The sequence below is a fragment of the Janthinobacterium sp. PSRC1-1 genome (genome assembly GCF_049897525.1).
GTDB classification, from domain to species: domain Bacteria; phylum Pseudomonadota; class Gammaproteobacteria; order Burkholderiales; family Burkholderiaceae_D; genus Janthinobacterium; species Janthinobacterium tructae.
Genome location: NZ_JAFCWK010000003.1, coordinates 234,320 through 248,872, shown reverse-complemented (window position 1 = coordinate 248,872; position 14,553 = coordinate 234,320). Strand labels below are relative to the sequence as shown.

The window sequence follows — 14,553 nt, the reverse complement described above, 5'->3', positions numbered from 1 at the left end:
TTGCGCGATCAATCTTTCATAGGAGAACTAAATGGCAGCGAAGAAAATTCTGTTTTTGACCGGCGATTTTGCGGAAGATTATGAAACGATGGTGCCATTCCAGGCCCTGCTGATGCTCGGTCATACCGTGCATGCCGTGTGTCCCGGCAAGAAAAGCGGCGAGACGATCAAGACGGCCATCCACGATTTCGAGGGCGACCAGACCTACACGGAAAAGCCGGGCCATTTGTTCACCCTGAACGCCAGCTTCGACGAGATCGATCCGGCCGACTATGACGCGCTGATGATCGCCGGCGGCCGCGCGCCCGAATACCTGCGCCTGAACGAGAAAGTCATCGCCGCCGTGCGCCATTTTGCCGATGCGGGCAAGCCTGTCGCCGCCGTCTGCCATGGCGCGCAATTGCTGGCCGCCGCCGATGTCATCCGTGGCAAGCGCATTTCCGCCTATCCGGCCTGCGCGCCGGAAGTCAAACTGGCGGGCGGCACGTATGCCGACATCGCCGTCACGGACGCCGTCACCGATGGCCAGTTCGTCACGGCCCCCGCCTGGCCCGCGCATCCGGCCTGGCTGGCGCAGTTCGTCAAGCTGCTCGGTACCCAGATTCATTTGTAACCTTCACCAGCTCGGCAGGCCGCAGCGCTTGCCGGGCGCCCCACTTTTCAGATTCGAGTTCTTCATGCATGCGCCGCGCAGTCAACCTTCCCGCAAACAACTTCCAGCGTCGCGCTGGCGCCAGCGCCGCCTGGCGCAAGCCACATCGGGCCTGAGCGCGGCGCAGGAGCGCCAGCTGGCCACCCTGCATGAGATTTCCACCCTGCTGGCGGGACAGCACGCCATCGATGCGCTATGCCGTGGCTTCCTGCACCATGTGATGCAGTTCGCGCAAGCCGAAGGCGGTACCGTGCGCATCCTCGATCCGCAGCACGATACCGTGCACATCATCGTGCACGAGGGCATTTCGGACGCCATGGTGGAAGAGGAACACTGCATCCGCAATAACGATTGCCTGTGCGGCGCGGCCGTGGCGCAGGGCGTGATCCAGATCCGCGATTTCCGCCAGGTCGAAGCGCTGCAGCGCTTCCGCTGCCAGGACGAAGGTTTTGTTGCCATCGCCGTCTTTCCCATCCTCGCGCGCGACCAGGTGGTGGGCAGTTTTTCGCTGCACTTCGCGGGCCCGCAAGCGGTGCATGCGCAGCAGCAGGGCTGGCTGGAAACGCTGGGCCAGAGCCTGGGCATCGCCATTGAAAACCAGCGCCTGATCGCGCGCGAGAAGGAGTTTGCCGTGGCGCGCGAGCGCAGCCTGCTGGCCGAAGGCTTGCATGACAGCATCGCGCAAAGCCTCAACTTCATCAGCCTGCAAGTCCAGATGCTCGACGATTCCGTGCGCCGGGGCCAGCTCGACGAAGCGGCCGAAGTGCTGCCGCTGATGCGCATGGGTGTCGAACAAAGCTACCAGGACGTGCGCGAATTGCTGGTCAATTTCCGCACGCGCTGGCATGGCAGCGACCTGGAAAGCAAACTGTCCGAAGTGCTGGCCAAGTTCGAGCTGCAGACGGGCGTCGCCGGCACCCTGGACATGAGCGGCAATGGCGCGCCGCTGGCGCCGGAGCAGCAGTTGCAGATCCTGTTCATCGTGCAGGAAGCACTGTCGAATATCCGCAAGCACGCGCAGGCGAGCAACGTGGCCCTGCGCGTGGTCAACGGGCGCGATTTTGCGCTGCAGGTGCGCGACGATGGCGAAGGCTTCGCCGCCAACCTGCGCGACAAGAAAACGGAATTGCAGATCGGTTTGCGTATCATGCAGGAAAGAGCCGAGCGGCTCGGTGCGCAATTTGCCATCGACAGCACGCCCGGCGGCGGCACGACGATCTCGCTGGCCTTGCCGGCAGCCCGGCGCCAGGCCGCGTAACAGAAGATTCATTCTTACCAGGTAAAAGATACAAATACGTGAACGCTCCAATCAAAATCCTGCTGGTCGACGACCACACCTTGCTGCGCAGCGGCGTCAAGCTGCTGCTGCAGCGCAATCCTCTATTCCAGGTGGTGGGCGAGGCATCGAACGGACTCGACGGCGTGCGCCTGACGGCCGAGCTGCTGCCCGACGTGGTGCTGATGGACTTGAACATGCCCGGCGTAACGGGCGTCGAGGCGCTGCAGCTGATTCTGCAGGACATGCCGCAGATGGTGGTGCTGATGCTGACCGTGTCCGAAAACGCGGCCGACCTGGGCGCGGCCCTGCGCGCGGGCGCACGCGGCTACTTGCTGAAAAATATCGAGGCCGAGCAGCTGGGCCAGGCCATCTGCCGCGCCGCCGCCGGCGAGTCCGTGATTGCCGACGCCATGACGGCCAAGCTGGTGTCGCAGTTCCGCGCGGGGCAGAACGCGCCCCAGGCCGACTACGACAAATTGACGCCGCGCGAACGCGAAGCCATGGCCTGCCTGGCGCAAGGGCTGAGCAACAAGGAAATCGCACGCCAGCTGGACGTGGCCGAAAGCACGGTGAAAATCCACGTGCAAAACATCCTCAAAAAGCTTAAGCTCAGCAGCCGCGTGCAGATCGCCGTCTATGCGGTCGAGCGCGAACTGGGTAAATAAGAGTACCTGCATAACCTACTGCGCGTCGCGATTTGCGACCTCCGATGCTCACTGTGCTCAAGCACAGTTCCGCTTCTCTGTCGCAACTCGCTGCCGCTCGCTACGGTTCTGCCAGGCACTCTAAAAATCAAAAAATGCGCAAATAAACGGCAAAAAATGCGCGATTGTTTGATCTGCATGGCGTTCCGGCCTAGACAACCCTAGTTCCTTTGACGTATGGCCTTGACGATGCCTGCGCATTACACTCTTAGTCATTCGCTAATCTAATAAGAGAGTGTCATGCATAAGGTCAACGTCGATGGCTTGCTATCGAGCCAGGCTCTGTTCCGCCATATTTCCCCTTCGCAATTAGAGCAATTGCGCCAGGATGTCGTGCGCGTCGAAGTGGAAAAAGGCAAAGTGCTGTTCCGCAAGGGCGAAGTGCCTGAAGGCGCCTATGTGGTGGTCTTCGGCCTCGTCAAGCTGAGCGTGTTTTCCATGGAAGGTACCGACAAGGTACTGGAACTGATCCGTCCAGGCCAGAGCTTCGGCGAAGCCATGATTTTCCTCGATGAACCGTACCCGTTCTGCGCCGAAGCGCTCGAGCACTGCTTGCTGCTGCGCATCCCGCCGCACGCGCTGCTGCGCCTGCTGGACCAGTCGCCGCGTATCGCACGCCAGATGATGAACAGCCTGTCGCACCACCTGATGGGTTTCATCCGCAACGTGGAACGCTGCTCCGTGCAAAACGCCACCCAGCGCGTGGTCGAGTACCTGCTGCAGGCATCGGACCAGCAGCGTTCGAACGAGGTCAAGCTGGACCTGAAGAAGAGTCTGCTGGCATCGTTCCTGAACCTGGCGCCCGCCACCTTGTCGCGCGTGCTGCACCAGTTGACGGATTTGCACCTGATCAAAGTCAGCGGTTCGCTGATCCAGATCCAGCCCGATGCTTTAAAGACGTATCGTCACGGCTCCGCCACGGCGCTCTTGAACTAAGTTTTTTCAGCAGGCAAGGTCAGCCGCCAGAACAGCAGGGCGAGCAAGCTGACCGCCGCGCCCAGCGCGCATACCGCATGCCAGCCCGCCAGCGCATACGCGCTGGTGGCGGCAATCGCTCCCACACCGCTTCCCACCGCATAAAACAGCATGTAGCACGCCACCAGGCGGCTGTGCGCGTCGCTATCGTCCTGGAAAATCAGGCTCTGGTTCGTCACGTGGATGGCCTGGCCCGCCAGATCCAGCGCGATGATGCCGATGACCAGGGGCCACAGGGCCACGCCCGCAAAGCCGAGCGGCAGCCACGCGGCCAGCAACAGCAGCAGCGCCGCGCCCGTCGTCCACTGCGCGCGGCCCTTGTCGGCCAGTGCTCCCGCACGCGCCGCGCCCAGCGCACCGATCACGCCCACCAGGCCGAAGGCGCCGATGGCCGTGTGCGTATAGCCTTGCTCAGTCAGTGGCAGCACCAGGGCGCTCCAGAAAATATTGAAGACGGCAAACATCAGCAGGGCCAGCATGCCGCGCACGCGCAGCACCTTGTTGTGCCGCAGCATGTCCAGCATCGAGGCGAGCAGCGCGCCATACGCCAGCTTCTGGCCTTGTGGCTTGGGCGGCGGCAACTTGCGCCACAGCAGCAACAGCAGGGCGCAGGCGATGGCCGCCGAGACGAAATACACGGCGCGCCAGTCGGCCAGATCGGCCACCACGCCGGACAGGGTGCGCGCCAGCAGCAAGCCGATCACCACGCCCCCCTGCGCCATGCCGACGACTCTTCCCCGCTCGTGGCTGGCCGCCGCGCTGGCCGCATACGCGATCAAGCCCTGCGTCATGGCCGTGCCCAGCAAGCCCACCAGCAGCATGCCACCCAGCAAGGCGGCCGTGGAACGGGCGCAGCCCAGCGCCGCCAGCGTGACGGCCAGCAGGCCCAGCTGGAACAGGGTCAGACGGCGCCGGTTCAGCATGTCGCCCAGCGGCACGAGCAGCAGCAGGGCCAGCGCGCAGCCGAGCTGCGTGGCCGTGATGACCATGCCGCTGGCGGCGTCCGTCATGCCGAATTCCCGCGCCAGGGTGGCGAGTAAAGGCTGGGCGTAATACACATTGGCCACGCTGAGGCCGGCCGCCGCGGCAAACAGCCAGACGAGGGTGGGGGCAAGGGTTGCCAGGGGGAGGTCGGAAGTGGTGTCGCGCATGGGGTGTTCCTATGTGGTTGCAAATTAAAACCAGTTGGAGTCTACGCCGGGAAGTTTTAAAATGCAACCAGTCAATCAAGGAGACACCCGTGGCCAAGCGCAAGAGCCTGAAAACCGACCCCTGTCCCGTGGCGCGCGCGCTCGACGTGATCGGCGAGCGCTGGACGCTCTTGATCGTGCGCGACGCCTTCGACGGCATGCGCCGGTTCGGGGAATTCCAGAAAAGCCTGGGCGTGGCGAAGAACATCCTGGCCGATCGCCTGCACACGCTGGTGGAAGAGGGCATTTTTACCATTGCGCCCGCTTCGGACGGCACGGCCTACCAGGAATATGTGCTCACGCCCAAGGGGCTGGCGCTGTTCCCCGTCGTCGTCGGTTTGCGCCAGTGGAGCGAGGCGCAATTGTTTGAACCAGGCGAGGCGCACTCCACCCTGCTGCAGCGCGCTTCTGGCTTGCCCGTGCGCCGCATCGACGTGCTGGGCGAGGATGGCCGCGTACTGCAGGCGGGCGATACCGTCGTGCACAAGGTGTCGCCACCATGACGCGGGTGGCCGTGCTCGGCGCCGGCATCACGGGCGTCACCACCGCTTACGCGCTGGCGAAACGGGGCGTCAATGTCACCCTGATCGAGCGCCACCGCTACGCGGCCATGGAAACGTCGTATGCGAATGGCGGGCAATTGTCGGCCTCGCACGCGGAAGTGTGGAACCACAAGGCGACGCTATGGAACGCGCTGAAATGGATGGCGCGGCGCGATGCACCGCTGCTGCTCAATCCGACTCCCGGCTGGCACAAGCTGAGCTGGTTTGCCGAGTTTCTCGCCGCCATGCCGGACTATGAGCGCAACACCATCGCCACGGCGCGCATGGCGATCGCCGCGCGCGCACACCTGTTTGCCTGGGCGCAAGCGGAAAACATCGCATTCGATCATCGCCGCGCCGGCATCCTGCACGTGTATCGGGACAAGGCCGGCTTCGAGCGGGCGGCCGGCGTCTCGCGCCTGCTGGCCAAGGGCGGCTTGCAGCGGCGCGCCGTGAGCTTGCTGGAAATGCGCGCCATCGAACCGACCTTGCAGGGCGACTTTTACGGTGGCTATTACACGGACAGCGATTCCACGGGCGACATCCATAAATTCACCAGCGGCCTGGCCGACGCCTGCGTGCGCCTGGGCGTGGTGTGCCGCTTTGGCACGCAGGTGACGGCGCTGGCGCGCGAGCACGGCAAGGTGCGCGTCAGCGTGGGAGACGGCGAGGGCGAGGACAGTGTGCTGTTCGACGCCGTCGTCATCTGCGCGGGCACGGCCAGCCGCGCCATGGCGGCAATGCTGGGCGACCACGTGAATGTGTATCCCGTGAAAGGCTATTCGATTACCGTGCAGCTCGATGACGCCGCCAGCCAGGCTGCCGCGCCCAAGGTCAGCCTGCTCGACGACGCCACCAAGCTGGTCAGCAGCCGCCTCGGTGAAGACCGGTTAAGAGTGGCGGGCACGGCGGAATTCAATGGCATCAATTACGATATCCGTGCCGACCGCATCCGCCCGCTGGTGCGCTGGGTGGAGCAATGTTTTCCCGGCATCAATACGCGCAAGGTGATCCCGTGGGCGGGCTTGCGCCCCATGCTGCCGGCCATGCTGCCGAAGGTGGGGCCGGGCAAGGCGCCGGGCGTGTACTACAACACGGGTCACGGCCACCTGGGCTGGACCCTGGCGGCGGCGACGGCGGAGATGGTGGCCGAGGTGGTAGTGGCTAGTTCTTCGGCAACAAGTCGCTGAGCGCGGCGCGGCCCTTGACGGTGAGGAAGGGGCCGACCTTGCTGTACGGCAGTAAAAAATCGTTTTCGCAGCCGCTGCCGTTCGAATCTTCCCAGAACGACACGCCGTCGGGTTTCAGCGACAGGTGGAAGCGGCCACGGCCGTCGTAATCCGTGCCCTTGCACTCGGCGTCGATTGTCACGTCCTTGAACAGGGCCTGGCGCAGGCGGTCGGGCAATTCGGCCTTGTCGTCGCCATCGCTGGCGCTGGCGCCAAACCAGTTCCACACGTCCGTTTCCTGGCCCGTTTTCACGTCCCAGGTGCGGAAGCGGATGGAGATGCCGCTGGCGCCATAGCCGGCCGGCCAGCGGTAAAACTTGATCGTCACCCAGCGCGGCGACCAGTAGGTGGGCTCCGCATACACTTCGTCTTCCGTCGTGAAACCGTTGCGGCCCAGGTATTCGCGGCGCGTGGCATAGAAATCGGCCAGATCCTGTTTGTTCTTCGCCAGCACGGCGCGCAGTTGCGTGTTGATTTTCGCCACACCATCGCCGGGCGCGATCAGTTCCACGGTGATGGTGTCGCCCACTTGCAGGTTGCGGTATTGCTTGCCTTCGAAGGCGATCGGCTTGCTCGATTTCAGGCTGGGAAACTCTTCCAGCGCCAGGTTGTAGGCGTCGCTGGCGCAGGACGGATGCTCGCGGTCGCCCGCCGCTTCCAGCAGGGTCAAGGCCAGGGGCAGGGTCTTGCCGCTTTTTGGCTCCGTCCAGGTGCCGATGAGCTTGCCGCCCTGCGGTGCATTGAGTTTCCACGTGCCCGTGGTATCGCCCTTGGCATCGGATTCGCTCCAGTCGCTCTTGCCGTTCGGCATGGACAGCATGATCGGCGTCTTGTAGCGCGTGTAGTAGTAATTGCCGCTGCGGTCAGATCCTTGCGTGGGGCTGGGCTGGTTGAAGCAGGCGACGATATTGGCCTTGCCCAAGGTGCCCTGCCACACCCCTTGCACGGGCGCATCGCCAGCCATGGCGATATGCAAGGCGGGCAGGGTCATGCAAGCGAACAGAAAGCGGCGCATCGGTTTTTCCTGTGATTGGCGATGGCCGATTCTACATGGCCATCGCCTGGATATGCCGTACGCCAACTTTTACGCTGGCTTTTCCTGCGCCACCACGGCCATCGCCGCGCCCAGATAGTGCAGCATGGCGCTATCGACGAAGCTGCCTTCCATCAGCCGCGGTTCCTGCTGGTGCGCCTGGCGAAATTTCAGTTGCGTGGCCGGGTCCGTGCCCGCATACGCGCGGAACAGTTCCAGCCACTGCCGCGCCAGTTGCAGCACGGCCGGGTCGGTGGGCGGCGTGCGCGCATCGATGGCGGCGCGCACGGCGGCGATCAGGGCCGGCCATTCGCCCGAACGCTTGCCGTAATTGGCGGCCAGGTGCGCATATTCCTGCTCGTTGAGGAAAGGCCGATACAGCGCGATGCGCGAGGCATTGAAGGCGGCGATGATGAATTGCATCACCTCCGCATCGACGCTGGTCGTCGCCTGCATCGATGGCTCCTGCGCGTGCATGGCGTTCAGCCGCGTGAACAGGCCAGGATGGGCGCCCGTGTCGCGCACCAGCTTGACCATCCATTGCGTGGCCAGCGCCTGCGCTTGCGCATCGCCGGGGCCGGCGCCCGCGTCCTTGGCGGCGCGCACTCTCGCTACCAGTTCCTTCCATTCCTGTTCCACGGCGCTATCTGTCAGCAGCGGCAGTTGTTGCAGTTCTTCGTGACTAAAATAGTTGTCGTACATGGTCATCAACTCCATAGTGGTGAGCCACTCGGCCAGTTCCGGCGTCTGCCCTTGCGCCAGTTGCGCCTGCAAGCTGCACAGGCGTGCGCGCAGGGTGGACGCCTGCGCGATCTGGCGCTCCAGCATGGCGATCTGCCGCGCCACGATGGAGGAGAGCGGCAGATCCGGCCCGGCGAGTGCGTTGGCGATATCGGCCAGCGACAGCCCGAACTTGCGCAGCGCCATGATCCGGTGCAGCCGGTCCATGTCGCCGTGCTGGTACAGGCGGTAGCCAGCGGGTGTGCGCGCCGAAGGCGAGAGCAGGCCGATGCTGTCGTAGTGGTGCAGGGTGCGGATGCTCAAGCCTGTCATCTTGGCCAGTTCACCGATTTTCAACAGCATGGCGTACTCCTTTCCTGGTGCGTACGGACAGCATCGATCCTGACGTAACGTCAGGGTCAAGCCCTATTTTCAGTTGATGCTCAGCCGCTGCCGCAATTCCTGCAGCAGGGTGCCCGTTTTCGGCGTCAGCTGGCGCGCCAGCGGCCAGGCCAGGTACAGGGGCAAGCCTGGCGTGGCCAGCTGCGGCATGACTGCCACGATGGCGCCCGTCGCCAGGTATTCCTGCACCAGCCAGGTGGCCAGCTGCGCCACGCCCAGGCCCGCCAGCACGGCGGCCGTGCGCGCTTCCGCGTCGCCCACCGTCATGCGCGGCGACGCCAGGCGGTATTCCACCTGCCCGCCGTTATCGCCGGGGAAGAGCCACGGCATGGGCGAGCCGTCGCCGCGACCGTAGGCGATGCAGTCGTGGCCATCCAGATCTGCGATGGACGCGGGCGTGCCGCGCCGCGCCAGGTAGGCGGGCGCCGCGCACAGGATCAGCTGCTCGTCGCCCAGGTGCATCTGTCCCAGCGCGGCCGGCCAGTGCGAGGGCGCGCCGATGCGCACGGCGATATCGATGCGCTCCTCGAACAGGTCGACGAAGCGGTCGCTGAAGGCGATCGACGGCTGCAGGCGCGGATACTGCGCGCACAGTTCCAGCAGCGCCGGCATCACGCGCAGCCGGCCATACGCGGCGGGCACGCCGATGCGCACCTTGCCCGCCAGTGCCGTCGCGTGTTCGGCCAGCACGTCTTCCGCGTCCGCCAGTTCCTGCAGCACGCGCTTGCAGGTGGCGTAGTAGGCGCGGCCAGCGTCGCTCAGTTTCAGCCGGCGCGTGCTGCGCTCGAACAGCAGCACGCCCAGCCGTTCTTCGAGGCGCGCGACGCTCTTGCTGACGGCCGAGCTGCTCAGGTGCAGGCGCTCGGCCGCTTTCGTAAAACTGCCCGCGTCGGCCGTGGCGAGGAAGGGCGTCAGGCCCTTTAAATGTTCCGATGAAAACATGATTCGCGAATTCAATTCATGAATGAGGTGAAATAGTATCGCGGATAAGAATTTCAGTCGCGGATATGATGGACTTTTCTTTTAGAGGTTTTCTGTCATGCAAAAACACGCCCTCATCATCGGCGCCAGCGGCGTCATCGGCAGCAACCTTGCCACGCACTTGCTGGCGCAAGGCTGGCAGGTGACGGGCGTCTCGCGCGGACGCACGCCGGTTCCCGTTGGCTGCACGGCTTTGCCACTCGATGCGACGGATGGCGCCGCCGTCGCCGCAGCGCTGGCGGGCCTGGACGCCAGCCACGTCTTCTTCACGGCCTGGGCGCGCCAGGAAAACGAGCAGGCAAACATCCGCGTCAACGGCGCCATGGTGGCCAATGTGCTGGCCGCGCTGGGGCCGAACGGCCGCTTGCGCCACGCGGCGCTGGTGACGGGCCTCAAGCACTACCTGGGACCGTTCGATGCGTATGGCAAGGGAACAGTGCCCGTCACGCCATTTCGCGAAGAGCAGGGGCGCCAGGATGTCGAGAATTTCTACTATGCGCAGGAAGACCGCCTGTTTGAAGCGGCCGCGCAGTACGGCTTTACGTGGAGCGTGCACCGCCCGCACACCATCATCGGCTATGCGCTGGGCAATGCCATGAACATGGGCCTGACCCTGGCCGTGTACGCGAATTTGTGCAAGGCCAGCGGCGCGCCCTTCGTCTTTCCCGGTTCACCCGCGCAGTGGCATGGTTTATCCGACATGACGGACGCGGGCCAGATCGCGCGCCACCTGGCGTGGGCGGCGGACAGCCCTTGCGCGCGCAACGAGGATTTCAATATCGTCAATGGCGACGTGTTCCGCTGGAAGTGGCTGTGGCCGCGCCTGGCCGCCTACTTCGGCATCGAGGCGGCGGATCTGCCCGAGGCGATGGCGCCGCTGGCTGAGCGCATGCAGGAGGCGCCCGCGCAATGGCGTGCCATCGCGCAGCAGCATGATCTGGCCGAAGCGGACATCGCCCGCCTGGCTTCCTGGTGGCATACGGATGCCGACCTGGGGCGGCCGATGGAAGTGATGACGGACATGGGCAAGAGCCGCAAGGCGGGCTTCCTCGACTACCAGGATACGCAGGATGCCTTCATTGCCCTGTTCGAGCGCTTGAAGGCGGAGCGCGTCATTCCGCGCTGACCCGGTCGCCGCCAACGATGTTGTCGGCTTACGCCGTTCCGGCTAAGCCGACCTACCGGGCCATCGTGGTAATGCGTAGGTCGGCTTAGCGCGCAAGCGCGTAAGCCGACATCCTGCTATTCGGCCTTGCGCCGCTCCTGCGCCCGCTGCCACTCGAGGCCCGGGCGGTCGACGCGAAATTGCAGCATGCGTCCCTGCACCACTTCCGTCACATACGCCGTGCGGCCGTCGGGGCCGCCGAAGGTGATGTTGCTGGGCTTGGCGCCGGGCACGCTGATCTCGCGCAGGATGCGCCCCTGCGGCGACAGTTTCACCACCGTGCCCTTGCCATAGCGCGTCACGTACAGGTTGCCGTCGACGTCCACGCGCATGCCGTCCATGCCGAAATCGTCAAACTTGATCAGCAATCGCTTGCCGCTCAGGCTGCCGTCGGCGGCGATGTCATACATCCAGATATTGCGCTGCACGCTTTCATTCACATACAAGATCTTGCCGTCCGGGCTCACTTCGATGCCGTTGGCCGTGCCCATGGTGTCGAGCGCCAGGGTCACCGTGCCGTCTTGCGCGATACGCCACACGCGGCCCGTGTTTTCCTTCCAGTTCGGGTCGCTCGCATACAGTACGTCGTCGGCCGCGATGGCGATGTCGTTCGGCTGCGTCATGCGCGGCTCGCGCGCGTGGATGGTGAGCGCGCGCGTGGCCGGATCGACCAGGTAAATCGTGTGTTCCATATAATCGGCCAGATACATCTGGCCGCGGCTGCCGAAGCGAATGCCGTTGGCGATGCTGGTGCCGGGCAGGGTCAGCCACACCTCGCCGCTGCCATCGGGACGCACCTTGCCGATGGTTTGCTGGCGCGCAAAGTTGACGGCGTAGATATTGCCATCCGCATCCACGGCCGGGCCTTCGATGCCCTTGGTGAACGAGTGCGCGGGCGTGAAGGTGGTGGTGAGGAACAGCGTTTCGTGCGCGGGCGGGCTGGCGCAGGCGGACAGGCTGGCCAACGCGGCGGCCAGTACGGCGGTGCGCAGCGCCGGCAAGGCGGTTCGGGTATCGGGCATCAGGGATCTCTGGATGGCAAAGGTGGCGTATGGTACCCGAGGCGCAGCAAGCGGGGCGCCATTGTATGCCTTACCCCAAGCCTCACCTCAGGCCGCCACCACGATCAGGTCGGGGAAGTCGTCCTGCCAGTCGTCCCATTCGTCTTGCAGGTGGGCGTGCATGCCGGCGCGGTCTTGCGCCTGCTCAAACGTGTCCGCGCTGGCCAGCAGGAAGCGGGCGATGGCGCGCAGGGTGGCCGGGTCGGCGTGGATGGTCACGTCGGAGCAGGGCAGCGGACGTTCGGCGGCCTCGTCTTGCAGGTAGCAGTGCAGCGATAAGTGTGGGGTCATGGAGATCAATTGTTGATGTAGGCGCCCAGCATGGCCTGCGCGTCGCAGTTGACGGCCTCGTCAGCTTCGTCGGGCGGCACGATGCGCGGCGAAAGCAGTCCGATGCCGTTGGTCTCTGGCGCGAACAGCATCTTCTCGTAATTGCGCTGTGAGAACTTGACGATCTTGCCGCGCTTGTTGCCGTAGCGCTCGACGCGCTCGCCGATCTGCGCGAACCAGGCAAACAGCTGTGCGCTGGCCGCAGTGGGATGGAAGGGGCTATTCTTGCTGAATTCGCCGACGAGGAAATGGTATTGGTCCATATGGCAATGCGGGGGCGGGTTGCGACAGGCGAATTTTTGCACGGAATGCAACATATTGCCAACGCGCGCGCATGACTGTTCCGTCAGGCGGCCTGATGCGTATGTGCTTGATTTCAATACGATTCGGGCCGCATTGCGGTTGCACTAAGTCTGGCTATACTGCAATGATAAACGTGGTGCTTGTTCACTACGCAGCTGGCAATTCCCCGGAGGCCTCATGTCTTATGCGAACCCCACCACCCACAATGGCTTCCTGATCACGGCCTACGCCTGCGAACTGCCCGAGGGATGCTGGCAGGGACAGTTGGTGCTGAGCAAGTGCGGCTTTGCAGATGTGCGGCAAGCCAATCTGGAAAATCGCGGCACGCAGCACGAGGCGGAGCAATCGGCCCTGGCCATGGGCTGGCAGCTCGCCAATTACGTGCTACCCCTGCGCACTGTTGACGATAAGTAATCGAATGCTTTCATTTCGTAAGGAAAATAGAGTATCGTGCTCAGCTAGAAAGTAATACACCGTATGCAGCAATAGAGCTGGCGTGCGCGGCGAGGTCTGAGTGAACGCCGCGGAACGAAGAGTTGTCCTTGAGGCCGGCCCCCACAGGCCGCACACCGTCACCATGCAATACACAGCACTCTCGCCGGATCCTGAGGATGCGCCCGCCCAGCAGTTGTCCTCCGAGCACAATCTGCAGGCATTGCATAACCGCGAAGTCAAACTGCTGCGCGAGACGATCAATCAACTGTTGATCATGGCCAAGATGCAGTTGCAGGAAAAGGATAAATCCGACGCCTTTGGCATGTTGATCATGCAGTTGCGCGAAGCCAATCAAAACCTGGTGCTGGCGACGTTCGGCGCGCAGGATATGCAGGCGTCCGCCGAAGCGACAACCGTGCGCCAGACGGAATTTCTGGCCATGCTCGCGCATGAGTTACGCAATCCCTTGCAGCCGCTGGCGATGGCCAATGATTTGCTGGCCAAGAAGGTCGACCTCGATCCCCAACTGGTGGATGTGCATGGCGTGATCGGCCGCCAGGTGGCGCATATGGCGCGCCTGATCGACGATTTGCTCGACGCTTCGCGCGTCAGCAGCGGCAAGATCACCTTGCAGCTGGCGCCCATCCTGCTGAGCGACATCATTGCCAGTGCCGTGGAAGTTGGCCAGGCCAGCATCAGCCAACGCCAGCAAGTGCTGAGCGTGAGCCTGCCGAAGGAAGCCCTGGTGATCGAAGGGGACCTGGTGCGCCTGACGCAAGTGTTTGCGAACTTGCTCATTAATGCCAGCAAATTTACGCACGAGTTTGGCCACATCGACATCGTCGTCAGGCGCCACGATGAGTTGGTGGAAATTGCCGTCAGCGACGATGGCGCCGGCATCGCCCTCGATATCCAGCCCTTCATCTTCGACCTGTTTACCCAGGGCTTCCGTTCGCTGGAACGGGCGCAGGGCGGCTTGGGCATCGGCCTGTCGCTGGTGCGCATCATTACCCAGTTGCATGGCGGCACCGTGGATGTCTTCAGCGCCGGGGTCGGCTTTGGCAGCCAGTTTGTCTTGCAGCTGCCCCTGTCATCGCTGGCGCCGCCCACCCCCGGTATTGACCCGGAACGGGAAGCGCACCCATTGCCGCGCCGCATATTGCTGATCGAGGATAATGCCGATGCGGCGGAAATGCTGGCGCTGCTGCTGACGCAGGACGGCCACCATGTCGACGTGCGCAACGACGGCCCCAGCGGCTTGCGTGCCGCGCTCGATGCGCCCTACGATGTGATCGTGTGCGATATCGGCTTGCCGGGCATGGATGGCTTCCAGGTCATCAGTTCGGCGCGCGCGGCCTTGCCGGCGCCGCTGCCGTGCTTTGTCGCCGCGTCAGGGTACAGCCAGCTTGGCGAGTTTGACCGCGCCGGCCAGGCAGGGTTTGACCATTACCTGGTAAAGCCCATCAATATCGACGCTTTGTCGAAAATAATCACGGCAAAGGCTCCCCGCTGACAGGCGAGGGAGTTCCGATGCTTTCATTAACATGGTCCA

The 14,553-nt window shown here is 63.7% G+C and carries 16 protein-coding genes; 9 read left to right on the top strand and 7 right to left on the bottom strand.

The window, feature by feature from the left end; translation table 11 throughout:
• The first annotated feature begins 31 nt into the window (after nt 1–31).
• The 4 genes from ACP7DW_RS07685 (at nt 32) to ACP7DW_RS07670 (ending at nt 3,571) form a co-directional block, all read left to right on the top strand.
• Nucleotides 32–613 carry a DJ-1/PfpI family protein gene (locus ACP7DW_RS07685; protein ID WP_426054666.1) on the top strand — a complete coding sequence of 194 codons (582 nt, stop codon included), beginning with the start codon at nt 32–34 and terminating at the stop codon, nt 611–613.
• A 64-nt stretch (nt 614–677) separates the two neighbouring features.
• Nucleotides 678–1,910 carry a GAF domain-containing sensor histidine kinase gene (locus ACP7DW_RS07680; RefSeq protein WP_298410881.1) on the top strand — a complete coding sequence of 411 codons (1,233 nt, stop codon included), beginning with the start codon at nt 678–680 and terminating at the stop codon, nt 1,908–1,910.
• A gap of 38 nt (nt 1,911–1,948) precedes the next feature.
• Nucleotides 1,949–2,596, top strand: coding sequence for a response regulator (locus ACP7DW_RS07675; RefSeq protein ID WP_071079025.1), 648 nt, complete (start codon nt 1,949–1,951; stop codon nt 2,594–2,596).
• Nucleotides 2,597–2,875: 279 nt separating this feature from the next.
• Nucleotides 2,876–3,571: a Crp/Fnr family transcriptional regulator gene (locus ACP7DW_RS07670; protein ID WP_099760312.1), complete on the top strand. Its 696-nt coding sequence runs from the start codon at nt 2,876–2,878 to the stop codon at nt 3,569–3,571.
• Here the strand turns inward: ACP7DW_RS07670 and ACP7DW_RS07665 are convergent.
• Nucleotides 3,568–4,761 (bottom strand): MFS transporter, encoded by a 1,194-nt coding sequence (locus tag ACP7DW_RS07665; protein WP_426054667.1) that lies wholly within the window; start codon nt 4,759–4,761, stop codon nt 3,568–3,570. The genes ACP7DW_RS07670 and ACP7DW_RS07665 overlap by 4 nt on opposite strands.
• A gap of 89 nt (nt 4,762–4,850) precedes the next feature.
• Between ACP7DW_RS07665 and ACP7DW_RS07660 the strand changes: the two genes are divergently transcribed.
• Both ACP7DW_RS07660 and ACP7DW_RS07655 read left to right on the top strand, forming a co-directional pair.
• Nucleotides 4,851–5,303 (top strand): winged helix-turn-helix transcriptional regulator, encoded by a 453-nt coding sequence (locus tag ACP7DW_RS07660; RefSeq protein WP_426054668.1) that lies wholly within the window; start codon nt 4,851–4,853, stop codon nt 5,301–5,303.
• Nucleotides 5,300–6,532: a D-amino acid dehydrogenase gene (locus ACP7DW_RS07655; protein ID WP_426054669.1), complete on the top strand. Its 1,233-nt coding sequence runs from the start codon at nt 5,300–5,302 to the stop codon at nt 6,530–6,532. Before ACP7DW_RS07660 ends, ACP7DW_RS07655 begins: the two co-directional genes overlap by 4 nt.
• Here ACP7DW_RS07655 and ACP7DW_RS07650 read toward each other — a convergent pair.
• From ACP7DW_RS07650 to ACP7DW_RS07640, 3 genes are all read right to left on the bottom strand, one after another.
• The gene (locus ACP7DW_RS07650) at nt 6,507–7,586 is read right to left on the bottom strand and encodes a hypothetical protein (RefSeq protein WP_426054670.1); all 1,080 of its coding nucleotides are present in this window, start codon (nt 7,584–7,586) and stop codon (nt 6,507–6,509) included. The genes ACP7DW_RS07655 and ACP7DW_RS07650 overlap by 26 nt on opposite strands.
• A 69-nt stretch (nt 7,587–7,655) precedes the next feature.
• Nucleotides 7,656–8,687 (bottom strand): MerR family transcriptional regulator, encoded by a 1,032-nt coding sequence (locus ACP7DW_RS07645; RefSeq protein WP_426054671.1) that lies wholly within the window; start codon nt 8,685–8,687, stop codon nt 7,656–7,658.
• A gap of 69 nt (nt 8,688–8,756) precedes the next feature.
• Complete coding sequence (locus ACP7DW_RS07640; protein ID WP_426054672.1) at nt 8,757–9,668, bottom strand: LysR family transcriptional regulator; 912 nt, start codon at nt 9,666–9,668, stop codon at nt 8,757–8,759.
• Between the two features lie 97 nt (nt 9,669–9,765).
• On the opposite strand from ACP7DW_RS07640, the gene ACP7DW_RS07635 reads away from it, so the two are divergent.
• Nucleotides 9,766–10,833, top strand: coding sequence for an SDR family oxidoreductase (locus tag ACP7DW_RS07635; protein WP_426054673.1), 1,068 nt, complete (start codon nt 9,766–9,768; stop codon nt 10,831–10,833).
• 116 nt (nt 10,834–10,949) lie between these two features.
• Here the strand turns inward: ACP7DW_RS07635 and ACP7DW_RS07630 are convergent, their stop codons facing one another.
• From ACP7DW_RS07630 to ACP7DW_RS07620, 3 genes are all read right to left on the bottom strand, one after another.
• A complete protein-coding gene (locus ACP7DW_RS07630; RefSeq protein ID WP_426054674.1) occupies nt 10,950–11,894 on the bottom strand; it encodes an SMP-30/gluconolactonase/LRE family protein in 945 nt (314 codons plus the stop codon).
• Nucleotides 11,895–11,981: 87 nt separating this feature from the next.
• Complete coding sequence (locus tag ACP7DW_RS07625; protein ID WP_426054675.1) at nt 11,982–12,224, bottom strand: Imm32 family immunity protein; 243 nt, start codon at nt 12,222–12,224, stop codon at nt 11,982–11,984.
• A gap of 5 nt (nt 12,225–12,229) precedes the next feature.
• On the bottom strand, nt 12,230–12,526 hold the full coding sequence (locus ACP7DW_RS07620; RefSeq protein WP_426054676.1) for a hypothetical protein: 297 nt from the start codon (nt 12,524–12,526) through the stop codon (nt 12,230–12,232).
• Between the two features lie 217 nt (nt 12,527–12,743).
• Between ACP7DW_RS07620 and ACP7DW_RS07615 the strand changes: the two genes are divergently transcribed.
• Nucleotides 12,744–12,980, top strand: coding sequence for a hypothetical protein (locus ACP7DW_RS07615; RefSeq protein ID WP_426054677.1), 237 nt, complete (start codon nt 12,744–12,746; stop codon nt 12,978–12,980).
• Nucleotides 12,981–13,143: 163 nt separating this feature from the next.
• Nucleotides 13,144–14,514 (top strand): hybrid sensor histidine kinase/response regulator, encoded by a 1,371-nt coding sequence (locus ACP7DW_RS07610; RefSeq protein WP_426054678.1) that lies wholly within the window; start codon nt 13,144–13,146, stop codon nt 14,512–14,514.
• Nucleotides 14,515–14,553 lie beyond the last annotated feature (39 nt).